25 protein-coding genes are annotated in these 25,530 nt (G+C 40.3%); 1 reads left to right on the top strand and 24 read right to left on the bottom strand.

The features are described from left to right. Positions 1-89: 89 nt before the first annotated feature. The 18 genes from P9M13_01780 to P9M13_01695 all read right to left on the bottom strand — a co-directional run bounded on the left by P9M13_01780 (position 90) and on the right by P9M13_01695 (position 19,986). Complete coding sequence (locus P9M13_01780; GenBank protein MDP8262018.1) at positions 90-746, bottom strand: HAD family phosphatase; 657 nt, start codon at positions 744-746, stop codon at positions 90-92. Between the two features lie 21 nt (positions 747-767). Further along, on the bottom strand, positions 768-1,901 hold the full coding sequence (locus P9M13_01775) for an NAD(P)/FAD-dependent oxidoreductase (protein ID MDP8262017.1): 1,134 nt from the start codon (positions 1,899-1,901) through the stop codon (positions 768-770). An 11-nt stretch (positions 1,902-1,912) separates the two neighbouring features. Next, positions 1,913-3,037 carry a glycosyltransferase gene (locus P9M13_01770; protein ID MDP8262016.1) on the bottom strand — a complete coding sequence of 375 codons (1,125 nt, stop codon included), beginning with the start codon at positions 3,035-3,037 and terminating at the stop codon, positions 1,913-1,915. Positions 3,038-3,145: 108 nt separating this feature from the next. Continuing rightward, on the bottom strand, positions 3,146-4,738 hold the full coding sequence (locus P9M13_01765) for a DUF1957 domain-containing protein (GenBank protein MDP8262015.1): 1,593 nt from the start codon (positions 4,736-4,738) through the stop codon (positions 3,146-3,148). Between the two features lie 76 nt (positions 4,739-4,814). Beyond that, on the bottom strand, positions 4,815-6,122 hold the full coding sequence (locus P9M13_01760) for a DUF4912 domain-containing protein (GenBank protein MDP8262014.1): 1,308 nt from the start codon (positions 6,120-6,122) through the stop codon (positions 4,815-4,817). A gap of 131 nt (positions 6,123-6,253) precedes the next feature. After that, complete coding sequence (gene polX, locus P9M13_01755) at positions 6,254-7,975, bottom strand: DNA polymerase/3'-5' exonuclease PolX (GenBank protein MDP8262013.1); 1,722 nt, start codon at positions 7,973-7,975, stop codon at positions 6,254-6,256. Between the two features lie 131 nt (positions 7,976-8,106). Further along, complete coding sequence (locus tag P9M13_01750; protein ID MDP8262012.1) at positions 8,107-8,580, bottom strand: TIGR00725 family protein; 474 nt, start codon at positions 8,578-8,580, stop codon at positions 8,107-8,109. An 11-nt stretch (positions 8,581-8,591) separates the two neighbouring features. After that, positions 8,592-9,212, bottom strand: coding sequence for an MBL fold metallo-hydrolase (locus P9M13_01745; GenBank protein ID MDP8262011.1), 621 nt, complete (start codon positions 9,210-9,212; stop codon positions 8,592-8,594). Beyond that, a complete protein-coding gene (locus P9M13_01740) occupies positions 9,209-10,447 on the bottom strand; it encodes an O-antigen ligase family protein (protein ID MDP8262010.1) in 1,239 nt (412 codons plus the stop codon). Before P9M13_01740 ends, P9M13_01745 begins: the two co-directional genes overlap by 4 nt. Before the next feature lie 17 nt (positions 10,448-10,464). Next, on the bottom strand, positions 10,465-11,172 hold the full coding sequence (locus P9M13_01735; GenBank protein MDP8262009.1) for an energy transducer TonB: 708 nt from the start codon (positions 11,170-11,172) through the stop codon (positions 10,465-10,467). Then, a complete protein-coding gene (locus P9M13_01730) occupies positions 11,162-11,569 on the bottom strand; it encodes a biopolymer transporter ExbD (GenBank protein MDP8262008.1) in 408 nt (135 codons plus the stop codon). The genes P9M13_01735 and P9M13_01730 overlap by 11 nt, the downstream gene beginning before the upstream one ends. Continuing rightward, complete coding sequence (locus P9M13_01725) at positions 11,556-12,218, bottom strand: MotA/TolQ/ExbB proton channel family protein (protein MDP8262007.1); 663 nt, start codon at positions 12,216-12,218, stop codon at positions 11,556-11,558. Before P9M13_01725 ends, P9M13_01730 begins: the two co-directional genes overlap by 14 nt. Before the next feature lie 38 nt (positions 12,219-12,256). Then, a complete protein-coding gene (locus P9M13_01720; protein MDP8262006.1) occupies positions 12,257-12,685 on the bottom strand; it encodes a hypothetical protein in 429 nt (142 codons plus the stop codon). Between the two features lie 117 nt (positions 12,686-12,802). After that, a complete protein-coding gene (locus P9M13_01715; protein MDP8262005.1) occupies positions 12,803-13,975 on the bottom strand; it encodes an MFS transporter in 1,173 nt (390 codons plus the stop codon). Positions 13,976-13,987: 12 nt separating this feature from the next. Beyond that, positions 13,988-14,596 (bottom strand): hypothetical protein, encoded by a 609-nt coding sequence (locus P9M13_01710; protein MDP8262004.1) that lies wholly within the window; start codon positions 14,594-14,596, stop codon positions 13,988-13,990. A 55-nt stretch (positions 14,597-14,651) separates the two neighbouring features. Then, positions 14,652-17,165 (bottom strand): plasma-membrane proton-efflux P-type ATPase, encoded by a 2,514-nt coding sequence (locus tag P9M13_01705; GenBank protein MDP8262003.1) that lies wholly within the window; start codon positions 17,163-17,165, stop codon positions 14,652-14,654. Positions 17,166-17,185: 20 nt separating this feature from the next. Further along, positions 17,186-18,844: a thiamine pyrophosphate-binding protein gene (locus P9M13_01700; GenBank protein MDP8262002.1), complete on the bottom strand. Its 1,659-nt coding sequence runs from the start codon at positions 18,842-18,844 to the stop codon at positions 17,186-17,188. A 20-nt stretch (positions 18,845-18,864) separates the two neighbouring features. Then, positions 18,865-19,986, bottom strand: a complete 1,122-nt coding sequence (locus tag P9M13_01695) for an NAD/NADP octopine/nopaline dehydrogenase family protein (GenBank protein MDP8262001.1) — start codon at positions 19,984-19,986, stop codon at positions 18,865-18,867. Between the two features lie 203 nt (positions 19,987-20,189). Here P9M13_01695 and P9M13_01690 point away from each other — a divergent pair, with 203 nt between their 5' ends. Beyond that, positions 20,190-20,366 (top strand): hypothetical protein, encoded by a 177-nt coding sequence (locus tag P9M13_01690; protein ID MDP8262000.1) that lies wholly within the window; start codon positions 20,190-20,192, stop codon positions 20,364-20,366. On the opposite strand, the gene P9M13_01685 is transcribed toward P9M13_01690, so the two are convergent. From P9M13_01685 to P9M13_01660, 6 genes are all read right to left on the bottom strand, one after another. Continuing rightward, positions 20,363-21,604, bottom strand: coding sequence for an MFS transporter (locus tag P9M13_01685; GenBank protein MDP8261999.1), 1,242 nt, complete (start codon positions 21,602-21,604; stop codon positions 20,363-20,365). The genes P9M13_01690 and P9M13_01685 overlap by 4 nt on opposite strands. Then, on the bottom strand, positions 21,601-22,206 hold the full coding sequence (locus P9M13_01680) for a DJ-1/PfpI family protein (protein MDP8261998.1): 606 nt from the start codon (positions 22,204-22,206) through the stop codon (positions 21,601-21,603). The genes P9M13_01685 and P9M13_01680 overlap by 4 nt, the downstream gene beginning before the upstream one ends. A 46-nt stretch (positions 22,207-22,252) precedes the next feature. Beyond that, the gene (locus P9M13_01675) at positions 22,253-23,092 is read right to left on the bottom strand and encodes a response regulator (protein ID MDP8261997.1); all 840 of its coding nucleotides are present in this window, start codon (positions 23,090-23,092) and stop codon (positions 22,253-22,255) included. Between the two features lie 91 nt (positions 23,093-23,183). Further along, on the bottom strand, positions 23,184-24,236 hold the full coding sequence (locus P9M13_01670; protein ID MDP8261996.1) for a class I fructose-bisphosphate aldolase: 1,053 nt from the start codon (positions 24,234-24,236) through the stop codon (positions 23,184-23,186). A gap of 24 nt (positions 24,237-24,260) precedes the next feature. Beyond that, positions 24,261-24,668: a nuclear transport factor 2 family protein gene (locus P9M13_01665; protein ID MDP8261995.1), complete on the bottom strand. Its 408-nt coding sequence runs from the start codon at positions 24,666-24,668 to the stop codon at positions 24,261-24,263. An 87-nt stretch (positions 24,669-24,755) separates the two neighbouring features. Continuing rightward, on the bottom strand, positions 24,756-25,418 hold the full coding sequence (locus tag P9M13_01660) for a transposase (protein MDP8261994.1): 663 nt from the start codon (positions 25,416-25,418) through the stop codon (positions 24,756-24,758). Positions 25,419-25,530: the final 112 nt, after the last annotated feature.

Genomic DNA, 25,530 nt, shown 5'->3' with positions numbered 1-25,530 from the left:
TCAGTTTTTATGTCAATAAAATACTTCAACGTCAATACGAATTTGCTCAAACAAGGCGTTTACCACTAAAATATCGTAAATAGAATGACTTATGGTGAGCTAAAATACTTTGTTGCGGAATTGCTGTCTACAATATGATCAGCATTTTTAACATACTCACGCGGAAGACTTGTTGTAACTGCAACACATACCATCCCCGCTTGTTGCGCAGACCGTATTCCTAGCGGTGCATTTTCGATCACTATACATTCTGATGGCGTAACACCTAATATCTCAGCAGCTCGCAGATACGGTTCAGGATGCGGTTTTCCGTTCACGACGCTATCCCCTGCAACAATACACTTAAATATATCTCTTATTTTCTTTGGAAGTATCTTCTTAACCTCTTTTGTCGGTGTTCCGGTAACCAGACCCAGTGAATATTCCTTTTTATTTAGACATTCTAATAATTCAAATGACCCTTGAAAAATAAACCGTTTATAAATTCTTTTAAATATCTGTTCCCGATCCCGATGTATTTTTTTTGTCAGTTTGTCTGTGATCTTTATATGCTCTCGTTCCAGTAATTCAAGCACGGTTTTCTGCCACCTCTCACCCTCTCTCATATACACATCAAAACTGCTTATGCGAACACCTATTGGGCGAAGAGCTTCATACCACGCAAGAAAATGATACGGCATAGAATCGACGATCACGCCATCCATATCAAATATTACTGCTTTATATTCTTTTTTTATTTTTTTCATATTCCTAAAGATTTCTCTTTGTTACATAATGTCATTAGCCATATTGGCAACATACTGTCCAATATAGGGCGCTGCAGTGAGTCCCGGAGATTCTATCCCGATAAGATTGATAAAACCGGGGAACCCCTTATCGGCCTCATGACTGACAACAAAATCACGATATGATTCTTCGGGTCCATGTAATTTTGGCCTTATACCGGCCATATCAGGATAAAGATCTTCCTCTTCAATAAAAGGAAAATATATTTTAGCAGAATCATAAAATTGTTTTCTTTTATTAATATCAACGTGATAATCCATAGTTTCCTTATCAACATATTGGGCATCAGGGCCCAGCTTTAGTGCACCGGCACAATCTAATGACGCATGTATCCCTAAAACTCCATGAGCATGATCGGGAGGAGGATATACCAGGTGTGTTACATATGAAGATTTCTTGTTTCCGACTTTAAAGTATGAGCCCTTACACATATGCAGGCGATACCCATAGGTATCACTATCAATACCTGCCATCTGTGAAACCACATCAGATTCAAGTCCTGCGCAGTTTATCACAATACGTGATTTAAACTGCATTCTTTTACTATCTGAATCAACTACGGAAATCTCATATCCGTCATTGCATGTATCAATGTTCGTCACCCGAACACCATAGGTTAACTCAACCCCATTTTCTTGCGCTCTATACTCGTAGTGTTTCATCAAACCGTGTGAATCGATAACTCCTGTAGACGGCGAATATATTCCTGCACAAGCTGTGGTTATGTGAGGCTCCAGCTTCTGAATATCCTTCTTATCTAGAAACGAAAGGCTGACACCGTTATTCATACCTTTTTTATAGAGGGCATGCAACACTTCACGCTCTTCATCAGTACAGGCAATAATGATTTTTCCGGTTTTAACGCATTGAACAGAATACTTCTGACATAATTCATACAGCATTCTGTTGCCTTGAACACAGCTCTTTGCTTTGAAAGAGTCTTGGGGATAATATATACCGGCATGGATAACTTCGCTATTTCTACTACTAGTTTCCTGCCCAAATGAATCGTGTCGTTCCAAAACATATATTGAATGAGAAGTATTTTTGAAAGAGGCCGCTATCGATAACCCAATAACACCTGCGCCAATTATCGTTATATTAATTTCATCCATCGACATCCTGCTTATGATATTTTATCGTCAATATATGAACGCAGTTCATCCATACATCTTTGCCGGCTAAAAGAAAGAGCATGTTTTCTCATGTTCTCTTTATTAAAATCATTAGATACCTGTTTAAATAGCTCGACTGCATCAATCAATGATTTCACCGTTTGGTTTTCAAATAATATTCCTGTTGACTCACCCTTAATCGACATATCTCGGGGAACATAACCTTTTTCATGAGGAATAACAGTTTCTGTGACCCCGCCTTGTCCATAGGCAATAACCGGACGTCCACATGCCTGTGCTTCAAGCGGCACAATGCCAAAATCTTCTTCTCCGGGAAAAATAAAAGCCTTACATTTCCTATAATGATCTCTTACCTCTTCATCGCTTTGCCAGCCAAGGAACGTAATATTTGACTTAGCCTTTTTATGCAGTTTCTGCTCTTCAGGTCCTGTTCCGATTATCTTCAAAGGATATCCAAGAACATTAAATGCTTCCACTGCAATATCTATTTTTTTATAGGGAACAAGCGCCGACACCAATAAGTAATAATCTGCTGAATCGTCAGACGGCGAAAAATAATCAGTATCACAAGGAGGATAAATAACTTTATCAGCCTCTCTTTGATAACAACGGTAAATACGTTTTTTTATGTTATATGAATTAGCTATATAGAAATCGACATTACCTGAGGTAGCATAATCCCATTTTTGCAGTTTATTAAGCGTAGAGTTAATTATCTTTCTTTTTATGCCTGTTCCAAAATATTGATCCGCGAACCCCCACACGTACCGCATGGGAGTGTTGCAATAACATATATGAAGCGCGTCACTTCTCTTCTTTACCGCTTTTGCAATACAATGACTTACAGAAACGATAAGGTCATATTCGGAAACATCTATATGCTTAACAGCATAGGGATAGAGCGGTAAATAGTACCGATAATATCGTTTTACAAGAGGATATTTCTGTAGAATTGATGTGTGTATTTTCCGCTCACGCAATTTTTGTGACAGCTTATCCTTATCACAAAAAAGGGTATAAATCGGCGCGTCCGGAAAGATATCGCAGAGTATCTCAAGAACTTTTTCTCCCCCGCGCATTCCATTAAGCCAATCATGAACTAAAGCAACTTTCATAGCTTCATACGCCTTTCTGGCCGAGGAAGATTATCTAAATAAAGGGTATTATAATTTTGAATATTTGAATTTGTTTAGGATTTCGTGTTTAGATTTTAGGATTTGTTTTTAAGTATATACTCTATAATCGATATCAGGAAAAATATTGTCTTTCGATTCAATATCGTTCAGCCAAGCCTCATCAATATTGTTTCCTTTAATGCTCTCATAGAGCTTAGTAAAGCGTGCAATGTGGTCTCGAGTTCTTTTTACCGCATATTCGACCATAGTGCCTGTCTTCATAATAAATGCCCAGTCACTTGATTGTGCGAGAAGAAGCTCTCGTGAAGCCTGATTAAGCGCGCGTTTTTCAATCCCGAACGCATCGGGACGAGAACGAGCCATCTCAGACATGCGCTCAATTGCCTGATGGAGATGCCGGTATATCCAGTCATTCGACCCTTCAAGCCATACTTCATTATATCCTTTATGCCCCCAGCTCGACATCGAAGGAGTAAGAACCTGGTTTTCAGGGTTTTCTTCCAAATACTCGTAAGGCGTTACCATACGAATTGTGTTTTGATCACATGCCATCTTTCTCAGCAAGAAGTTAATCCATTGCGGGCCTTCATACCACCAATGGCCAAAGAGCTCAGCATCGTAAGGAGACACTATAAGCGGTTTCTTCTTAAGAAACCCATTAAGAAACTCAACTTGTTTCTCACGATTAAATAAAAAGTCCCCCGCATGACTTGCTGCCTTTTCCATTGCGCGATATGGATTATACGGTTCCTTTTTATCTGTTCGACCGGTAATCTTATAATATTTTATGCCGATATTTTTTCTCTTCCCGTCTGAGTTAATATACGGTTTTACATAATCATGTTCGAGATCATATCCGACATCGCGATAAAAATCTCTGTATTCATAATCTCCCGGATAGCCTTCTTCTGCGCTCCATACCTGTTTGCTTGACTCCAAATCACGTGCAAACGCAGCTACTCCTGTCGGACAGTAACAAGGCGCAAACACACCGTAGCGCGGTCGAGGAGACCCAAACAATAGGCCATGGGCATCCGTAAAAAAGAATTTAATGCCTGCTTCCTTTAAATATGTATCATGTCCAGGGTAATACCCGCATTCGGGGAGCCATATACCCCTTGGTTTTCTGTCAAAATGTTTTTCGTAGTGATTCACGGCAACCTGCACTTGCGCTCTCACTGCTTGCGGATACATATCATTAAGCGGCAAAAATCCATGAGTTGCCCCGCACGTAATAATCTCGAGTTTGCCCATATCCTGAAACTTCTTAAATGCGCTCACGAGATTCTTCCTATACTTTTCTTCGAAGATATAACGTGCATTCAGAAAATTATTTTTATACATAAGGGCAAGCGTATTATATTTAGGCTGCCACTTGGTTCTTTCGACTTCCTTTTCAGCAAGTTCTATGAGGCGTGATATATGTCTCAGATACCTATTTTGCAGTAAGGGATCAGTAAACATTGATATCAAACTCGGCGATAAAGACATGGTTACTCTAAAATCAATATTATCATTCACTAATCCATCAAAAACATTAATAAGAGGAATATATGTTTCAGTTATCGCTTCATAAAACCAATCTTCCTCGAGAAAATGTTCATGCTCAGGATGACGTACATACGGCAAATGCGCATGCAAAACAAGCGAAAAATAACCTTTTTCTTTACCTTTTTCCATTAAACTCTCCAACTCAAAAAAACTCAGTCGCCTACCACACCCCACATCAATGAGATATGTTTAGACCGTGAGACCATCAATCTTTATGACCGTTTTTATTATCCTTGTACTCTGTATCTTTCTTAACAATAGGGGTAATAGTTATTTCATCAATCTTATCCGAAGAGATTGCTTTGACGGGAATAACTTGATTACCATCAGGAAGAGAAAATCGTGCGCTAAAAGTTCCATCAGGATTGAGTTTCTTAGGAACACCTTGAATAGTAAGCTCAGCGTCAGGGACCGTTACCCCATATACAATGAGTTCAGTATCAACAACAAGGAAAAATCCTCTTTTTTTCTCTTCTTTTTTAGAAAAACTGCTTACCGCACCAGAAGAGATCATATCGGAAGATGCTATAGACTCCAATTTTTCCTGCATAGCTTTACCTAAATCACCAGAACTCATACCAATGCTCAAACCACCGGAAAGAGCATAAATCTTGTCGTAATCCGCATCCGCAAAAGACATCCACTGATCATCAAGCACCTCAGAAACACCAACTCTAGGCGTTTTTACAGCATTTGATCTGACAAGCAAAACAAACTCCCCTTCAGATGTAAGAAAACCTAAATCTATACAATATGAACAATTTTGATTAGGGACATTGATATACCAGCTATCTGCTCCCCGAGAAACCTCAACGTCAAAAAATGAATTTGGTGCATCAGGCGTTGTTTTATTAATATCAAGCACTCTAAGAACATATCGTGAAGAATCAATAGCATTGTCTCCGTGAGACGATTTTAGGCTTGATATCTTTTGCTCGGTAATTTCCCAGTATACATGCATCCAATTTGGATCCCTCACCATGAGCACAATTTTATCTTGTCCGTAACTCTCAGGAAAAACAAAATCTGATTCACGATTCCCGTGATGAGTGCTCGGACCAACATAATACTTACTCTGTCCGATCTTTTGTTCCTCCTCATGAGTATGTATGGGTGTTCCTGAAGCAGATGCACGACTCACGGGCATCTTAATATTTGATTTTCTTTTTGCTAAAGCAGGCTTTACTTTTTTAACTATTTTGGGTCTCTGTACCGGTTTTTTCTTAGCTAATGCAGGTTTTGCTTTTTTTACCGCCTTAGATGCAGTCACTGTTTTTTTCTTGAGTAACACGGGCTTAGCCTTTTTTACGGCTTTAGGGCTTTGCGCCGGTTTTTTCTTAGCCAATGCGGGTTTTGCTTTTTTTACCGCCTTAGATGCAGTCACTGTTTTTTTCTTAGTTAAAGCATTAACAATCTGAGACTTATTCAGATTGCTCCACCCTTTAACTTTATTTTTTTCAGCGATTTTTCTCAGTTGAGATACTGTCTTTTTTTCTAATTCATTCTTTTTCATTACGATAACACTCCTTTAAGATTATTTATGCCGCCGCCCCTCATAAAGGACAATAACAGCAGTTTGAAGTATAGCAAAACGGTAAATATTAGCAATAGTAAAAATATACCCTGCACTATGGGAAAAAAGAGTTATTTTTTGTTTTTTGAAGAAAAATGGGAAAGCAATTTTGGTAGCGGCCAGCAGTTTACAACATCATTCTTTGTCAGCCAGCCACGTTGAGCAACACTCACCCCTAAGGACATCATCCATAACTGGTCCACATGATGACAATCCGTTGAGAGCGCAAATTTAACACCGTATTCCTTTGCCCGTTTTACCGCCGTGTCACATAAATCAAGCCTGTCATAAAATGAATTTATCTCAAGAAACGTACCACTCTGGGATGCTGCTTTGAAAATGGCATCGAGATCAACAGGATATGGTTCTCTTAACCCAATACGTCTTCCTGTAGGGTGAGCAATAATATTAACATATTTATTATTAATTGCAGACAATATACGAGAAGTTAACTTCTCTTCACTATCCTTAAATCCCGTGTGCACCGCGCCAATAACCACATCAAATTCTTTTAACACAGTATCGGAATAATCAATAGACCCATCACTTTTTATATCTACTTCTGTGCCAAAAAGAATTGCAAAGTCCTTGTATTTCTTTCGTACTCTTTTAATTTCATCTAATTTCCTAAAAACCGTTTCAGGCGATAACCCATGGGCCACTTTTAGCGATTGTGAGTGATCGCATATCGCAACATATTCATAACCCAGTTCAATAGAAGCTCGAACAACATCTTCGACAGAAGATTCCCCATCGCTCCAATTGGAGTGAACATGCAGGTCACCGCGTACATTTTTAGACTGAACCAATGAGGGCAGCATGTTTCGGGATGCCGCTTCAATTTCCCCCCTGTTTTCGCGTAATACCGGTGGGATATATGCCAGTCCTAACGCACTATATATATCACTCTCGTGAGCTCCCCCTACTTTTTTATCGCCTTTATATATACCGTATTCATTTATTTTATACCCGTGGGCTTTCGCAATCCCCCTCAGTTTAACACTATGCTCTTTTGAACCGGTAAAATACTGCAAAGCTGCCCCGTAAGAGTCTTCCCTTACCACACGCACATCTACTTGTATTCCATCTTCCACAACAACAGATCCACGCGTTGACCCTGATGACAATACTTCTTTCACGCACGGCAATGTTGTAAAGTGATTAACTATATCTTTGCCCTCTTTACCGCAAACGAGAATATCTATATCCCCTATTGTTTCTTGCATTCTTCTGAGACTTCCTGCAATATCAATCTTTTTTACTTTGCGGTTTTTCTTTAATTCATCTATTATCATCCTCATAACGGGAAACGCAATACCTAAAGATATTCTTCCGTGTGACGCGCGATAAAGCTTAATGCCCCTCAAAATATTTTCTGCTTTTTTATCTCCCATCCCAAAAAGATCTCTTACTTTGCCGTCCGTTACAACTTTTTCTAATTCATCAATATTCTTTACCCCGTACTTTTTATGTATAAGAGCAAGTGTTTTTTGGCCGATACCTGAGATTTTCATAAGATCGATCAGCTCTTCACTAACACCAGTTTTCATTTCTTCATACTTCGCAATCCTGCCCGTTTTAATATATTCGTCGATCTTTTTTGCTAGGCTCTCACCTATCCCCTCAATCTCCTTCAGAGTCCCGCTTTCATCATACGCTTCAATATCTTCAGCCATATCTTCAATAATATGCGCAGCTTTACGATAAGAATTTATCCGAAATGAAACATCGCCTTTAAACTCGAGAATGTCAGCAATTTTATTGAAGAGCATGGCAATCTCTTTGTTTTTCATGTACTGCTCTCTGTTTTCTTTAAACGAAATGATTTCATAACAAGTTTATCCCATTATGAATGTTGTATGAGGTAGTGTTTCTCTGTCTTATACAAATACATTATATCAATATTATTTATTTTTAACCGCCACTATTTTTTGATAAGCGACAAAGCTTTTGCTACAGCGGCTTCCGGATTAGTTTCAATTACAATTCCTTTATTGTGGTCTATTTTGTTTAGATCCCATGTCTTAATGCCTACTACGGGATGCCCCACATTTAGTGCAAATGCAATCTCAGTTAACGTTCCGTACCTGCCGCCAACAGCGATAAGAACCTCGCTTGTTCGAACAACGAGGATATTCCGTGCATAATTTAAACTCGTTACAATGGGGACATCAACGTATGGATTTGCAGTATCAGGATTACCGCCCGGAAGAATGCCGATAGTCATGCCATTTTCCTTTTTAGCACCTTTACATGCCTCTTCCATTACACCGCCTAAACCACCGCACACAAGAATCGCATTTTTCTTTGCGATATGCCTTCCTACTTCGTAGGCAATTTTTCCTATTTCATGCGAACATTGATTCGCACCAATAATACCTATTCTTTTTTTTCTCATATATCTCCCTATTATCCCTCTTCTTTTTTTAAAATGACTACTTCACACTCACACAATTCTTTAAACCGTTTGGCATCACTTTGTGTTCCTATAATCGTATCATAATGCATTGGTATAGCAATTTTTGGTTTTAACGTATTTGCCGCTTGCGCTGCTTCTCTTGCCGTCATGGTATATGTCCCGCCAATAGGTAAAAGCGCAATATCAGCTTTAATTACCTTCATTTCAGGGATAAAATCAGTGTCGCCTGCATGATATATACGCACACCGCCTACCGTTATTACATACCCGTTCCAGGAATGACCTTTTGGATGGAAATTTTTCGCTATATTATATGCCGGCACCGCTTGAATAATAATATCCCCGACCTTCAATGTATCGTCCGCATCCATTTTACGCGCATCGTGTGTCGTGTTCTTTCTGACCACATCACCGGGTCCAATTACAACGGTGTTAACTTGCAGTATTTTGCCCATATCTGGAGCAGAGAAATGATCATAATGATCATGCGTAATAAGAATAATATCTGCTTTTTGGGCACCATCATTTATTTTATACGGGTCAATATATATAATTTTTTCACCGGTAATTTTAAATGATGCATGCCCAAGCCAGTGAATATTCTCTATCATGCAGCCTCCTTGTTGTTCGTTTCACTCCCCAAGAAAACAAATGGTGCGGCCATTAAAAACCATAATAACATCGCTACCTCAGAGTCACCAAAATTATACTCAAATAATCCTGCAATAATGAACGCAACAAACGCCCCCATAACACCGATCGCTACACCTGCTCCGTAGGACTTTTCAGTTATCGATAACCGGTACACTTTCCTCATTATATACCAAAGATACACGCCTATAAGCATAATAAATGCGAGAAGGCCGACAAACCCTGTCTCAGCGCCAAGATGTATAAAGTTGTTATGCGCATGATTAAAATTTTTCTTCGGCGTATACGAAAGAAACTGCGGATATGCTTTTCTAAAATTGAGCAGACCAACTCCGGTAATCGGATAGTGATACATAACTTGCAGTCCGCTTTTCCACAAAACCATTCTTTCATCACCTTGATTAACTGCCTTACCTTCTTCAATAACCGTGCTTTTACCCTTAAAAACGCCTTTTGCCCGTTCGCGCACATCTTGCGGAGCGAAAATAAAGGCCGCAACAAGACTCCCAACCAGCAATAGGAGAAGCAACCTGTCTTTCATAACTCCAATAACGATTACTCCACAAACAAACCCTAGCCATGCACTTCGCGTAAGAGACAGTATGAGTGCAAAGACTATAATGCCGCTCCCAGCGCAGAAAAGTAGTCTTTTTTTAGCTATTTTCTCCCCGTATAAAAACAGGGTAAGAGCAACAATCCCCACCATCATCAATATTCCTGAATAGGTCATGTACATGCTCATTGTCCCTGATATGCGTTTTTGACCTAACAAAGCAGGCGCAAGAAAACGGGTGTATATATATTGCCCGCAACCGATACAAGAAGCCACCACCGTGCTCACAACCAATACAATTACGCATTTTTTAACAAACTCTTTATCACAACAACTCACCACTAAAAAGAATATAAGTATATGCCAATAACTGCGAAACTCATGGATGCTTCGTCCGACATCAATTGAAAAGAGTATGGAAAGAAATTGAGTAAACAAAAATATCACAATCGGTATGGTCATAACATTTTTTTTCCATATAAGCTTTCTCTTAATTATTGATAATAACCCCCACGATATGAGCGCAACAATAATACCGATCTGTGATGCCGCAATTGAAAAAGGTATAGCCCCGCAAAAAAGGAGGATACCCCAGTGAAGAAGTGTATCAAGAAACTTTATCTTATCTATACGCATGTTCATTCTCGTCTCAGCATCCTTTATTCATTTTCACTCAAATTAAATACGATAGGAACTTCTATAACAATCGATGAAAACCGGATCCCTTCTGGTATAGCAGGAAATCTTTTAACCCTCTCAATTGTTTTGGTGCTTTCTCTATCCAAAATAGATTTTCCAGAAGATCTGATCAGAGTAACATCACTATACGATCCATCCCTTTTAATACTGAATTGAACATACACGGTCCCTTCAATCTTTTTCTTACGTGCCCAGTAAGGATACCTTCTAGCTTTCTCAATTTTACGTTTCACAAGATCTTTATATCGAAATAGCAGTTCATCATGCACTTCGTCTGAGATAACTTTTTCCTGTTCAATAAGATCATCAGGAAGCGATTTTTCATTTTGGACTAGCTCGTGTATAATAAGCTCTTCTTTAACCGCTTCAAGAAGAGGCTCGAGAGGTTCTTCTTCAAAAATCTCAACCGTATCAATCATCTCGGTTTCTACCGGGAGGTCACGAGTAACTTCTTTGACACTCTTTTCTTCCTGCTCAAATAGTTCTTTCACTTCCGCCATTTCTTTTACTTCAGGTAACAGCGCAGGTATTTCTGTATCAATCAACACCACAACCTCTGGCATTACAGGAGGTGCCGGTGAAACAAATATATACCCCGGAATTCCCAAAAACACCACATGACAAGCACACGAAAAGAATATTGTTGTTTTTAATATGCTATTTTTCATTATGGTTCCTTGTTGAAATAATAACATTTTCAATATTAGAGCGTTTCACACAATCCATTACTTTTACCGCCAGTCCGAGATCGATTTTCTCATCAGCTTTTAATATAACAGGTTTGTGAGAGTTTAACACGGCTACTTTATCAAGTTCACCTGACAGGTCTTCATAGGAAACTTCTCTATCACCTAAAAAGATCTTGCTGTCTTCGGTAATATATATAATGATCTCTGACGCCTGAGTATCAGCGTTCGATGCAAACGGTAAAGTTATTTTAATGCCCGGCTGACTCACAAAATATGATGAAAGCATAAAAAATATCAAAAGCTGAAAAACAACATCAATGAGAGGCGCAAGCGTTACCCGCGGCCGTACTTTTCGCGGCGTGTCAAATTCTATCATCGTCATCACTCTCCATAACAGCACTTTCTTCTATTGCATCAATACCTGACATATCAAGAAGCTCAGAAGCAGTTTCTTTCATAAACGAAGCATAGTAACTTACCCGTTTTTCAAAATAATGGTATGCCGCCAACGTGGGTATAGCAACTATCAGTCCGGCCGCAGTAGTAATAAGGGCCTCCCAAATACCACCGGCAAGCTGTCCGGCATCAACATGCCCCTGCATCGCTTGAATTTTCATAAATGCTTTTATGAGTCCCATAATGGTCCCTAAAAGTCCCATGAGCGGCGTTATATCTGCAATAAGTGCAAGCCCGCTAAGATTTTTTTCTAATTTTCGCACTTCAGCGCTTCCGACACGTGAAACTGCACGTTGCCGCTCATCAAAGTTCTGATATCCCCCGCCAATACCAACTGAGATAATTGCGGCTAACGGTCCGGCCATATGTTGACACAAGTTCAGAGCACCTTTATATTTCTTTTTCTTCACAGATTCCTTTACCTTGCAAATAAAATCGGGAACCTCAATCTGCCTTGCAGCTTTATAAAAGAAATATAACCGCTCGAATATAATGGCAACGGAAAAAATAGAACAGAGCAGTATCGGCCACATGATAATACCGCCTTTTAGCAAAAAATCATAAAACACTTTATCCCCCCTCGATTGCAGTTACGATCATATTGTTATTATTTTTTTATCTGATGGCAGCCTGTTATAGAACCATCTCTGTATGCACACTCAGATAAATATCCTTTATGCTGTAACACTTCCTTAATTGGCACACAATTAAACGTCTTGCCGGAAACTGTCTTTTGAGGACCGAGTCTCGTTGCATACGTCGCACATATATATTTTCCATTAACTGTTTTAAGCAAATGCATACATGGATCGCCGTCATGCACACCGCAGCATACGCCGCATTGTATACACAGTGATTCATACCATTTTTCAAGCTCTTCTTGGTACCGCTTATATTTATTTGTATCTTTCATATTCTGCTCACTAAAACAATTTCTTATGCCATAATCTCGGTATACTGAGAATAGATTCCAATCAAAAGTTCTGCGTGTTTTCTTTCTTCCATAATTAATGTTTGTATATGCATTCTTTTCCACGCCTTAGGAAATGCACACTCAACCGAGCGCTCATTCTAACCGACGCGGTGTGAGCTAAATCAACGTACAAAGCTTTTGCACCGACACGGTGTGACGAGCAACAAAGCACCGCACACCTTATTTTTTATATCCTTTCAGACGTTTGCGCATATAATAAAAACATATCGCTGTTCCTGCCAGGGACACGCACCCAAACAGATAAAAAACACTATTGATCCCCATACTATCCATTACAATACCTGATACAAGCGGGGTAACAATAAAACCGATACTCATGGCAGTATTTAAAATTGCCATCCACATACCCATACCTGAAACCTGCCCGGCTAAAACCGATATACTCATAATAGCAGGCGTTGAAATAGCGGCCCCAATACCGATAACAGAGCCTAAAACAAGGAACATGGAGAAATCTGAAAAGAACGGTAACGCAACCAAAGCAAGAGTCCCGATAATCGATCCAATAATAATTTGGTAGAGTTTTCCTGCGCCTTTCAATCTATCTGCCAGTTTCCCAAAGGGTGTTTGCAATATTCCCGCACACAATATACCTACTGAAATAATGATTCCAACCTGTGATGCGTCTATCTTCACATTTTGAGCAAGCGTTGGAAGAAAAGACATGAGGACCGCTTCACGCAAAGTAATAATGATCGACACTAAAAGCACCATCTTTATAATATTATATTTCATTATTTCTTTAAACGGCATAGTTGGTTGTTCACTGCGGCTACCCTGCGCTTTCATTTCCGGCAGGAAAAACAGAGTAACGACAAAACCGATGACGCTCACAATTGCCATGCCGTAAAAAACCGCACGAAAACCAAGCATACCACTGACCACTCCCCCGAAAAACGGTCCAGCCGCCATCCCGAGGTAAAGCATCATATTGAGCGTTCCCATAGTCGCGCCTTCCTGCCCTTTTTTTGCACAACTTCCGGCATACGCCATTACAACCGGTATTATCATACCGCTGGCAACACCATGAGCTAATCGCACCAGAGTTAAAAGATAGACATTAGACGCATAAAGATAACATACAGAAATAACCGCGTACAAAAGCAGTCCACCGGCAATATATATCTTTCTTCCGGTCTTATCGGATATCTTTCCAATGAATGGCATGAATACCGCTCGCGAGATAACAAATCCGGTAAATATCATCCCCACCCAAAAACCACTGGCATGAAGTTTTTCTGCAAACAGTGGAAGTATCGGAGAAATAATACCGAGCCCAAGCATTGAAATAAATGCCGCAAAATAAAGTGCGAAAAACGCTTTCTTACTCAAGAATTATACCTTTTAAAGTTTTGACGATAACTCCATATGATTTAATATTGTTTGGCCATACGTCCAGTTCTGGGCCCAATCTTTTTTTGTGCTTACATACTGCACAATATATACCGTTCCTGTCGTATCATTTCCCACCGCCATGATATATTGCACGATAGGGGTTCCGTCGGTATCGCTTTTAGATTCAAAAAAGCCGCCTGACCCGCTACAGCTCTCGCTCATTTCAATCGGTTTTATATCCCAGGACCGATCAGTTACATTTTTCATATTATTAACAAAAAATTCGGCATATTCTGATGGCGGTACGTCTGCTCTATCATCGATATCCGGTATGATAATGACAGTAAATCCTGTTTTAAAGGATCCTTGCACAGCTATATCTTCTTTCGTGATAAGCAGCGACTTTGCACTTTCACTGTCATCTCGCGTAACATGCCATCCATCCGGCACCAAAAGCCCTACTTTAATATCATTTGCCCATTTCATTGTATATCCCGACGGCACATTTTCCTGAGCACCTTCTTGAGCACATACTGAAGAAAGAGTGTATACACTCATTGCACACAACAAAATAAACATAACTGAAACACGTGTACGTATGCGTTCATACTTTTTCATAATATTCCTCTTTCACAAATTATCTTTATTTATAGTACTGTTACTCTCATTACAATCACATATCACGCACATGCGAATGAAGCGATCCCCCAACACGAGAAAGAAATGATTGATGTCTTTTTCCGCTCAATTCTAAATGTTTATAGACATGAAGTTTTACCCAATCCTCAATAAATAGCCAGAAAATAGCATATACCCACACACCGAGTATGTAATGCAAGGGTATAGCAGGCACAAACCATCCGAACCATACAACAAAAAAAGCAACAATTTGCGTAAAGAACAATGCAAGAAGTAAAATCGGTGCTGGATAGGGCTTGGACAGGAAAGGTTTCTTTGTCCGGGCTACAAGCAAGGTTAGGTGTCCTGCCACACATAATTTAAGAAATATTATTGACTGTACTTGTTCATTGCTTATTCCAAACCACTCTTTAGCAATCAAAAGCAAACCAAAAGTTTCCACCAAACCAAGGACACCTAATACTGTAGATATAGTAAGTACACGCCGCATATTCCATCTAACAGGCTTGGAATCAAGCCATGTATTATCTTTTGCAATCATCATGATCGGTACATCATTTAATAGTGCCAAGAGTATGATCATAATGGCTGTTATCGGATAGAAATTAAACACGATCATGGCAAGCACCATAAAAAGCATAATGCGTATGGTTTCAGTAATACGATAAATTGCGTAACTGTTCATTCGTTCAAATATTTTCCGCGCCTCTTCGACAGCTTTAATAATAACTGAAAGACCCGGAGCTGTAAGCACAAGATCCGCTGCAGCGCGTGCAGCGTCTGTTGCGCCGCTAACAGCTATGCCAATATCGGCTTGTTTGAGTGCTGGTGCGTCATTCACCCCGTCACCGGTCATCCCGGTAATATGCTCTTGAGATTGGATAGCTTTAACGATCTCAAACTTATGCTGTGGAAATACCTGCGCAAAACCATCTGCTGTAACTATCTTATGTGCCATTGCAACGGAATACGCTTTTTCATCTGTTTGATCCGTAAAGAATTCATCCGCCGCCCGTATATTCGTTCCCAGACCGAGAGCGCCTGATATTTCTTTTGCTATTGCAACATTGTCTCCGGTAACCATTTTAACCTGTATTCCATGTTCATTTGCTTTTTTGATCGTTTCAGCTGAATCTTCACGTGGAGGATCAAAGAGCGGCAAGAGGCCAAGAAAAGACCAGGTATTTCCATCGGTACTTGTTGCAACACCAAGAGTTCTATACCCTTTTTTCGCACAGGTTAAGACCTCTTTATCAATGTTTGATTTTTCATCGTCTTTAAGCGCGCACAAGTTAAGAATAACTTGCGGAGCACCTTTGGTCACCGTTACGCCTACCCCGTCAGGTGTCAAAACCTGTGCTTCCGTACGCTTACCGACAGGATCAAAAGGAACAAACTTCGTTTGAGTGTACTGAGAAAACTTTGAATCTTTTCCTAACGCATTCAAAATAGCCATATCAATAGGATCTTTATCTTCGGCTTTAGATGCCAAAGCACCCATTAAGATCAATTCATCATCTACCGCATTGCCAAAACATATGGGAGAACCTAACTCAAGCTTGTTCTGTGTTAAGGTACCTGTTTTATCAGAGCACAGAATATCCATCCCTGCCATTTCTTCGATAGATTCAAGTCGAGATACGATCGCTTTCATTTTAGAAAGCGCTTCAGCGCCCACTGCCATAGTAATAGATAGGACTGCCGGCATCGCAACAGGAATCGATGCAACAGTAAGTATCAAGGCAAACTGCACTATTTGAAGAATATCAGCGCCACGGAGCAATTGTACTGTTACGAGGATAAGTACGAGTCCTACGCTCATAAAAATAAGGTAGTCACCGATATTCAGAACTGCCCGCTGAAAATGCGAGGCCTTTTGGGCTGTTGTAACCAATTTTGCCGTTTTACCAAAAAAAGTGTTTTCACCGGTCGCAACAACAAGTGCAACCATCTCACCCTGTTTTACGACACTTCCGGAATATCCGACATCGTTTACTCCTTTACTGACCGGCAGGGATTCACCGGTTAGAGCTGATTGATCAATGGAAAGATAATCTCCTTCAATAAGTTTTACATCTGCTGGAATAACATCGCCAAGTCTCAGCCGAACAATATCACCCGGAACAAGTGTCGCGGCATCGATTTCTTCCCACTTACCGTCTCTCAGAGTCTTTGCTTTCAGCGCGAGCTGTTTTTTCAATGCATCTATCGCATTCGCTGCCTGCCTCTCCTGGAAAAAACCGACAAGCGCATTGAAGATAAGAAGCACTGAGATAATAATAAGATCTGCCCAGTGCTTTACTACGGCTGAGAGTATGGCCGCTATCTCGATCATCCAGGGTATAGGCCCCCAAAAATATCCTAAGAATTTGAGATACGGATTAACTTTTTTTTCAAAAAGTTTGTTATACCCGTATTCTTTTAACCGAATATCTATCTCCTGAGAAGATAACCCTCGGCTACTATCAGATGTGAGCGTTTTCATCAATGCATCAATAGATAGTTTTTGCGCTTCTTCAGCACCAAGTATATGCGTGGCCTCATTCATGTTTGATCTCCTTTACCCCGTTAGAGATTTCCACCACTCTTAAAACCTTTGCCAAGTTTTTGTAAACTTTCCGAACAATCCCATCTATCAAAATGTACTTCAATAAACGCTAACGAATCAGGATTATCCTGAGCTGAGGCAAGCGCTTTTTCTAGATCACCTTCAGTCTTCACTTCAAAGCCTTTTGGACCATTAAATACTTCCGGCAGCATATTATATTTCCACATTTGAAGATCATTATACGGACCGTCATCGAGTACTCTTTCTATGGTATACCCTTCATTATTAATGAGAAAAATAATCGGATTAAGGTTATGCCGTATAATGGTCGAAAGTTCTTGTGCAGTCATTTGAAATGCGCCATCACCGACAAAGGTAATCGGCCTTTTATCAGGCGCGGCAAGCTTTACTCCGAGTGTCGCAGGAACAGAATACCCGATCGATAAATAAAATGCCTGATCAACAAAATCAACACCCTCGGGGAGATACATGTTGCCGGTACAGAAGATCGCATCACCTGTATCAGTTACAATAATATTATTTTTTTCAATAAAACGGTTCACCCTCTGATAGAATCGGCGTAACGTAAGCTTTTGATCGGGGATAGCAATGTATTCATCCTCTAAATCTTTTGAGGGATGCTCAATCGATTCTGTATCAGCCTTACCCTTAGGAAGCTTCTGGGCGAGTCCGTTAATAAAATCCTTCAAGCTCACACTATTGTATACGTGGTGTTTAATTTTTACATTATCAGAATTGGCAACGATCATACGTGACGAATCAAGAAGAGCCTCACCCTGCCCGATCTGTACATCGGTCATCAAGGTACCTAAACAGAGTATGACATCAGCTTCTTCAATAGTTTTTCGTGCATACTCACGGCTTGCGGCACCGCCGTATATACCAATAAACTGAGGATGTTTCTCAGGTATCACTGATTTTCCAAGAAGCGTCGTTGAGTAAGGATACCCACTATGGGTAATGAAATCTTCCAAATCTTTTCGTATATCAAGACGGTGCACTTCTACACCTGCAAGGATCACGGGTTTTTTCGCGTTCGTAAGAATGCTCACCGCATCATTAAGCGCTTCGGTCACCGCCTCTTCATCACTTTTTATATCCGTATCAATCGTGAACGGACCCGGCACCCGGCACGGTTTTGTGACAATATCCATCGGCACTTCAATATATACCGGTCTTCGTGACCGAAGGCACGTAGATATAGTTTCATCTATTTGTGATGGTGCCTGATCAGCACTGGTTAAGATAACAGAAGCTGCCATGATCTCTTCATAGATCCTATACTGGAGATTCATATCACCAATAGTATGATGAAGCAGATGATGGTGTTGCCGTTCAGATATTTTTGGTCCACCGCTAATAACGACAACCGGTAACCGTTCGGCAAACGATCCCACCACAGCGTTAAAAACGCTAAAGGCGCCAACCCCGTAGGTGATACACACAGCACCGATACCATTAATACGTGCATACCCGTCAGCCGCATACCCGGCATTGAGTTCATTACAATTACATACTACTTCAATATTACTTTCTTCAAGACAATCAAAGAAAGAAAGCACATAGTCTCCCGGCACACCAAATATATGCTTAAGGCCGGCTTGCCCTAAACGATGTGCAAGATATTTTCCTACGGTAGTCGATTCGGCATTCCACATAACACCACTCTCCATATCTATTAGCTTACATGAGCAATTATTTCTTCAGGACTCATACCTTTAAGACCAATAACATCTAACGTGCGTCCAACTTTAAAATAATCGGTATCATTATAAATATTATCTATTTTTATTATACTTTCTATCGCTGGACACGGAACATTCACCAGTTGAGCAAATTCATGTACCGGCACAAGAAGAAACGGACAATCTTCGGTGATGTAGCGTTCTTTTGGACTCTTTGGTGAATCATTAGGCATATTGTTATGTATCGGAGTATTTAATGTAAAATCTCTGATACTTTTCATATCCAAACTGTAAAAAGTATTCACTGCTTCATAAAAGGTAATGAGTTTCAGGCCAAGAGCTGCACCGATCTCGACTCGTTCACTATCCATTTTCTCTAAAACTTTCGAAACAGTGTCAGATGCACCCTCACGATAGAATTGTATTTTACCCTCACGTGATTCCATGGCACCCATATTCAATGTCGCGGTCGGCACATGTATGATCATATTAGGATTTGAAAAACCTGCCTCTATAACGTTTGCAAGCGGTATAAGCTTAAGAAGCAATACATCTTTCAGCGTTTGGCAAACATCATTGATTGCCGATCCCGGAAGTGACGCGAGACTAAACGCAGTCTTTTTCCCCATAATAAAGATCTGCCCGGGCCCTATTATCCGTACCGCATACGGTATCGATACAGTTTCGGCGAATGTAACATTAGCCGAAATACCGGACTCAGCCATCATCTTCTTAAATAATAACGAGGCAAAATTTCCCGGAAGAATAACAAATGTCTGGCCGTCACGCAGGTGTGGCATAACCATCTCAAATATTGTAGCTTGCGCAAACGATGGAACGACCATGACGATCACGTCAGCGAAATCCATTGCTTCTTTTGGGTCACTCGTCAGTCCCGCAATCTTTACAAACCCAGAAAGTGCGGCAGGAACATCTATCCCTTCTTCATGGAGCGCATCAACAGCTTCAATCCCGCCCTTTTCTCTTATGCCATCAAGATTCTTTGTGAAATTCGGATGTTCAAAGAGCATTACCTCAGCACCGTTTAACGCAGTATCAAATGCAATAGCATGCCCACCGTTACCCGCACCCAAAATCGTAATTTTCTTAGCCATTACAATCTCCTTTACATTCGTTTCATAAAAAAATATAAACCACTACCCCATAGAGCCAGCGGTTAGTAATTGCATGTATGTAAAATTATGCTGTACATATACATCCTATAGCTATAAAATGCCTTACATCAGGCGGTAATCATACCATAATTATCGATTATACACCATCATTTGTATTATAAAGTATTAAGGATTGAAACGTCATGAATAGATCAAATATTCAAATAAGAAAAACACTTGAGATTATTCTTATAGCTGGGATTCTCGTCGGTATATTGGTAATGGCATATATAGGACCAAAACCACTCAAGGAACGCTACGATAAAATATTCCACCCGGAAAAACTTACCGTAACAGTAGAACCCGCTTCAATATCTTAGGAAGACACTTTTCGGGTTTTTAGGGGTTCTTTAACTTTCATAAGATATGCTATTGCAACGACAAGGAATACTATCATACTGAGACACGCCGCACGTGTTCCCCAGTCACCATATCGACTTCCCACCAGTCGGATAAAACCCCAGCAGAGTGGACCAACAATTCCGGCACAGTAGCTGACAAGATTAAATAACCCGAATGCTTCGCCAAGATTGCTTTGAGGCACGAGCTCAACAACAAGCGCACGAAAAACAACCCATGTCGCGCCAAGACTTAACCCCACCAGAGCGCCAATTACCCAGTGAAACGGGGCATAGGTTACTCCTCCAAGGAAAAGGGCGACTATCCAAACACTGTATATTATGAGAAGCGATTTCTTGTACCCTATCTTGTCACACACAAAACCGGAGATGATGCTTCCCAAAATCGCAAATAATGTCGAGAATGCAATAAAGTGGACAAGCTGCGTTGTATCAAGCTTAAATACCTGCGCAGCGTAGACAGCCATAAAAAGAATAATAGCATGAACAACACAGAGAGCAAAAAAAGCCGCCTTAAAGAAATTTCGCAGTTCAGGGAACTTATGACTTTTTGTTACGGTCTCTTTTAATTCAGTGAACGCATGAGTCCAGAGTGATCGCTTCATTACACAGCTCACTATACTGCCTTTTTCTTTATCCTTGAGGATAATCATGCATGGAAGCGCAAAAATAAGAAACAATATCCCGGTTAATACAAAGGTCGCTTGATATCCCATGTTTTCTAGAACAGGTTTTGAGATGTAAAGCGCAACAATCGCGCCAATATATCCGCACATACGGCCAAAACCGGAGATAAGCCCGATTTTTCCGGTAGGAGCCACATCAACCATGAGCGCATTATAAAACACAATCCCTGCCTGACAGCCAAAGTTCGCAACGGCAAAGAAGATGAGCGCCACATATATATTCGTGGTCGTTCCAAGAAGCATCGTAAAAACTATTGAAAGAAGCGTGAAGTATACAAGAAAACTTTTTCTTTTACCTCCCTGATCAGCCAAAACACCGAGTATAGGTGAAAGGAGCGCAATACATATCATTGAAAAACCAAATGATATGCTGTACAAGATCTCCGGTGCTTTATTGACTATGGTAAGCCAGGTAGGAAAATAAAGTGTAACAACATTCAGTACGAAAAACTGGTTCGCAAGGTCATATAACGCCCAGGATATAATTACCGTAAATGGTCTAAACCGCATCATAAAAGATTAATTATCGCCTCAGCAAAACCGCCCGCATTCTGGGGGCCATTGGCGGTAACAATATCGCCATCAACTTGCACCCCTGCGCCGGTATAATAGACACCCATTGCTTTAAGCTTGCCTCCTTCAGAACTTGATACAGTCGCTTTCTTTCCTTCAAGCACGCCCGCATTTGCAAGTGTAACAGGGCCAAAACATATCGCTGCAAGTATCTTTCGGTCTTCGATCGCTTTTTTTGCGATCTCTTGGGCTGCAGAATCATTCCAGTAGACAGTTGCACCCGAACCTCCAACAAAAACGATTGCATCATAATCACTTACAGTGATATCTGAATATAACATGTCAGGGGTAACCGTCCCGCCAAGCATGCCAGTTGCGGGAGTAAGTGCGGTAGATGCGATAGCGACATCAACACCTGCTTTTTTAAACATCTGAAGCGGCACTTCAAGCTCTTCATCGCGATAATTTTCGTGGGCAATGATCATGACGATCTTCTTACCGTCAAGTGCGCCTGCTGAACAAACGGCAGCTTTGAGAAAACATAATGTAAAAACCGGCAAGAGTATAAGTAATAACAGATAATATTTGTTTTTCAGGTTCATAGTTCTCTCCTATTTTTTCACCGCCCCGGTGGAAATTAGTTCTAAACTATTTATTAAAATGTTTGCGTTCTTGTTCAACATCTTTGTGCATCCAATAGTTTATGCTTTTTAATATTCCGTAAAAATCAGATAGGGTAACATTTTTTTTTGGTTCAACTACAGTTCCTTTCTTCCTCATTTTTAATGCATAGTTATAGGCGTCTGTTTTGGTCATTGATGACATATTAAATGACAATCCAAAAACAACGCCAATGAGTATACATATAATGCCGACAAGAATATATTTATTGCGTAAAACCGATTTATAATAAAAACGTGCCGTTTCCTTAATTGTCGCTCTTGTTTTAATGTACTGTTTCTCTATAGTCTTGTTCAGATCAAGCGCTGTAATCGCACTTGATTTAACTTGTTCTTTTAGGTCTTTCCACTTTCTTATCGTGAGCTGTTTTTGAGAGACATCATTTTTCCAGTAATAATTCTGCATTGTTTCTTTATAGGGCATTCTATTGTATTTTGACCTTTGGATCACATATTTCACAAGTGATAACAGGTAATCTATGTCGAATGGTTTGGTTACATAATCAAAAACACAATATCTTTCCGCTTCTATAACGGCGTCTTTCGTTTTCCCGTACGCGGTTATTATTATTATGCTTACGGTTATATTTATTTTCCTTATTCTTTTTATTGTCTCAAGGCCATCCCACCCGGGCATCATAAGATCAACAAAAACAAGATCAAATTTTTCTTTCTCTATACATTCGAGCCCTTTTTCTCCATTAAGGGCAGTTGAGACAATATACCCATCTGTCCTGAATATCTCGCTCATAAGAGAAAGAATATTTTCATCATCATCAATCACTAAAATTTTGATATCATTATTCATACTTTGTACTCTTTTTCACACTCTACCGGTTTACCGTATTCACCGCCCCGATAAATCGGGGCGGTGGCGAAGCACGGGGCATTCTGTTATGTCATGCTATATCAATTTCTTTTGTAAGGTACACATCCTGAATGGCATTTAAGATCTCTACGCCCTCTTTCATCGGTTTCTGGAACGCTTTTCTTCCGGATATGAGCCCCATGCCTCCGGCACGTTTGTTAATAACAGCTGTTTTTACGGCTTGTTCAAGATCATTCTTTCCTGAAGGCCCGCCGGAATTAATAAGCCCGATACGCCCCATATAACAGTTTGCGACCTGATACCGCGTGAGATCTATCGGATGATCTGAGGTCAGTTTGTCGTACACAAGCGGACTGGTTTTACCGAACTTTATTGCATTAAACCCGCCATTGTTTGTCGGTAACTTTTGTTTAATGATATCTGCTTGAATGGTAACACCCAAATGATTTGCCTGGCCGGTAAGGTCAGCGGCCGCATGATAATCTGTCCCATCCTTTTTAAATCCATCGTTTCTGAGATAACACCAGAGAACGGTAAACATACCAAGCTGGTGAGCACGTTCAAAAGCGGCAGATACTTCTTCAATTTGTCTGCGTGACTCAGGTGAACCATAATATATCGTGGCACCAACACCGACAGCACCCATATTGAATGCCTGTTCTACTGAAGCAAACATCTTTTGATCAAAAGAATTCGGATAGGTAAGAAGTTCATTATGGTTTAATTTTAGTATAAACGGAATCTTATGTGCATAAGCGCGGGCAACATTTCCGAGTACGCCTAAAGTCGATGCAACAGCGTTACATCCGCCCTCAATAGCAAGTTTTACAATATTCTCCGGATCGAAATATATTGGATTTGGCGCAAAAGACGCCCCACCCGTATGCTCAATACCCTGATCAACAGGAAGTATTGATACGTATCCCGTACGCGCGAGACGACCGGTATTATAGAGTAATTGCAAATTTCTTAAGACATTGATCGATCGGTCAGTTTGAAGAAAGTTTTGGTCTATAAAATCAGGACCAGGAACATGTATCATGTCTTTTGATATGGTTTTACATTCATGCTTTAAAAAGCTATCAGCATCTTTACCGAGTAATGTCGTGATCTTTTTAATCATTATCCCTCCTTATTATAGGTATTATTATTCAGCAGTTACCGGAAGAGAGAAATGTCCCTGCGTCCAAAACCACTTATCTACACGTTTTTCTAATACAGCAGTGAGCCTACCATTTACGAGTACTTGTTCTTTGCCAATTGTTGCCGAACCAACAATATCAGCGGCTACCCACGCAACATTGTCACAGCCTGAAACCATTATCCAGCCGATCTCAAAATGTGCGTTTTCTGTCTCCGCCCATTCACGAGTCAGTTGCTCCTCGATCTCATCCTGCCCTATGCACTTTTCATCAACTCCGGGTCCAATAAACACAACATCCTGATCTTCAGCAAAAAATGACATAAGCCAATCAATATCCCTGTCAGAATACGCCTCGGCAAATTGACGTAAGATACCGATAATCTCTATTTCTGTTTGCGGATCAGTTTTCATTGTCTATCTCCACCTCGTGCTTCGCCACCGCGTAGGTGGATCAAGGGCTGTTCCACCTACGCGGTGGCGAAGCACGGGATACTCTTCTTATTCAAAAACCAATTTCTTTAACTGAGCCCGTTCACGTTGATACGAAATATTATCATTAACAAACTCTTTATACTCTTCGGGTCTAACATCTAAAAGATCACCATACCTGCATACTTTTTCGTCCGAGCGGCAAAGATACTCATCATACGAAGAATTACGCCACTCTTCGGGCGCATCAACTAGATGCGAAGTAACCGGATTAAGGTGTACATATCGAGTAAGATGCAAGAGCTGTTCATCAGTCTGAACCAACACTCGTTTAAATCTTCCCATCCAGAGAGGTCCTTTTCTATTATACTTTATATTAAAATATCGAGAATAGCTGTTACACACATTATTCATGAATGTGGACAAACCATTTTCACTTATTTGCCTCAATATAAGATGTATGTGTGTAGGCATAAAACAATAGGCAATTATTTCAACCAGTTGGTCTCCTCGTTTAGGTGGCAAGAAACTCTCACTTTCACCATTTTTTAATGATTTTTTATACACAGAGTATTTTACTGATGGAATGCATTGATAGTAGCGTATGAGTGAATTGAGCCGCGAGTAATCACTATCGTCATTCAGTACCTTGTACCCAGCAATACTTTTGTTAAACACATGATACACCTCATCGGCAATAAAGCTTTCTTGATTTTCATGTCGAGTAGACATAATATGACTCCTTTTCTTATATTTTCACAATTAACAAGAGGAGTTTCAATGCCCCTCATAGAACCGGACTTGTGAATTTCTCACATCCGGCTCTTCAATCCAACTCACCTTA

Origin of the sequence: Candidatus Ancaeobacter aquaticus (assembly GCA_030765405.1) — a bacterium.
GTDB classification, from domain to species: Bacteria; Auribacterota; Ancaeobacteria; order Ancaeobacterales; family Ancaeobacteraceae; genus Ancaeobacter; species Ancaeobacter aquaticus.
The sequence above is the reverse complement of the archived record's forward strand: the minus strand, read 5'-3'. Positions and strand labels throughout refer to the sequence as shown.

What these genes read in the sequence shown, in the direction of transcription:
- P9M13_01780 (MDP8262018.1), bottom strand. Translation starts at nt 746, where the DNA reads ATGAAAAAAATAAAAAAAGAATATAAAGCAGTAATATTTGATATGGAT.
- P9M13_01775 (MDP8262017.1), bottom strand. Translation starts at nt 1,901, where the DNA reads ATGGATGAAATTAATATAACGATAATTGGCGCAGGTGTTATTGGGTTA.
- P9M13_01770 (MDP8262016.1), bottom strand. Translation starts at nt 3,037, where the DNA reads ATGAAAGTTGCTTTAGTTCATGATTGGCTTAATGGAATGCGCGGGGGA.
- P9M13_01765 (MDP8262015.1), bottom strand. Translation starts at nt 4,738, where the DNA reads ATGGAAAAAGGTAAAGAAAAAGGTTATTTTTCGCTTGTTTTGCATGCG.
- P9M13_01760 (MDP8262014.1), bottom strand. Translation starts at nt 6,122, where the DNA reads ATGAAAAAGAATGAATTAGAAAAAAAGACAGTATCTCAACTGAGAAAA.
- polX (MDP8262013.1), bottom strand. Translation starts at nt 7,975, where the DNA reads ATGAAAAACAAAGAGATTGCCATGCTCTTCAATAAAATTGCTGACATT.
- P9M13_01750 (MDP8262012.1), bottom strand. Translation starts at nt 8,580, where the DNA reads ATGAGAAAAAAAAGAATAGGTATTATTGGTGCGAATCAATGTTCGCAT.
- P9M13_01745 (MDP8262011.1), bottom strand. Translation starts at nt 9,212, where the DNA reads ATGATAGAGAATATTCACTGGCTTGGGCATGCATCATTTAAAATTACC.
- P9M13_01740 (MDP8262010.1), bottom strand. Translation starts at nt 10,447, where the DNA reads ATGAACATGCGTATAGATAAGATAAAGTTTCTTGATACACTTCTTCAC.
- P9M13_01735 (MDP8262009.1), bottom strand. Translation starts at nt 11,172, where the DNA reads ATGAAAAATAGCATATTAAAAACAACAATATTCTTTTCGTGTGCTTGT.
- P9M13_01730 (MDP8262008.1), bottom strand. Translation starts at nt 11,569, where the DNA reads ATGATAGAATTTGACACGCCGCGAAAAGTACGGCCGCGGGTAACGCTT.
- P9M13_01710 (MDP8262004.1), bottom strand. Translation starts at nt 14,596, where the DNA reads ATGAAAAAGTATGAACGCATACGTACACGTGTTTCAGTTATGTTTATT.
- P9M13_01705 (MDP8262003.1), bottom strand. Translation starts at nt 17,165, where the DNA reads ATGAATGAGGCCACGCATATACTTGGTGCTGAAGAAGCGCAAAAACTA.
- P9M13_01700 (MDP8262002.1), bottom strand. Translation starts at nt 18,844, where the DNA reads ATGTGGAATGCCGAATCGACTACCGTAGGAAAATATCTTGCACATCGT.
- P9M13_01695 (MDP8262001.1), bottom strand. Translation starts at nt 19,986, where the DNA reads ATGGCTAAGAAAATTACGATTTTGGGTGCGGGTAACGGTGGGCATGCT.
- P9M13_01690 (MDP8262000.1), top strand. Translation starts at nt 20,190, where the DNA reads ATGAATAGATCAAATATTCAAATAAGAAAAACACTTGAGATTATTCTT.
- P9M13_01685 (MDP8261999.1), bottom strand. Translation starts at nt 21,604, where the DNA reads ATGATGCGGTTTAGACCATTTACGGTAATTATATCCTGGGCGTTATAT.
- P9M13_01680 (MDP8261998.1), bottom strand. Translation starts at nt 22,206, where the DNA reads ATGAACCTGAAAAACAAATATTATCTGTTATTACTTATACTCTTGCCG.
- P9M13_01675 (MDP8261997.1), bottom strand. Translation starts at nt 23,092, where the DNA reads ATGAATAATGATATCAAAATTTTAGTGATTGATGATGATGAAAATATT.
- P9M13_01670 (MDP8261996.1), bottom strand. Translation starts at nt 24,236, where the DNA reads ATGATTAAAAAGATCACGACATTACTCGGTAAAGATGCTGATAGCTTT.
- P9M13_01665 (MDP8261995.1), bottom strand. Translation starts at nt 24,668, where the DNA reads ATGAAAACTGATCCGCAAACAGAAATAGAGATTATCGGTATCTTACGT.
- P9M13_01660 (MDP8261994.1), bottom strand. Translation starts at nt 25,418, where the DNA reads ATGTCTACTCGACATGAAAATCAAGAAAGCTTTATTGCCGATGAGGTG.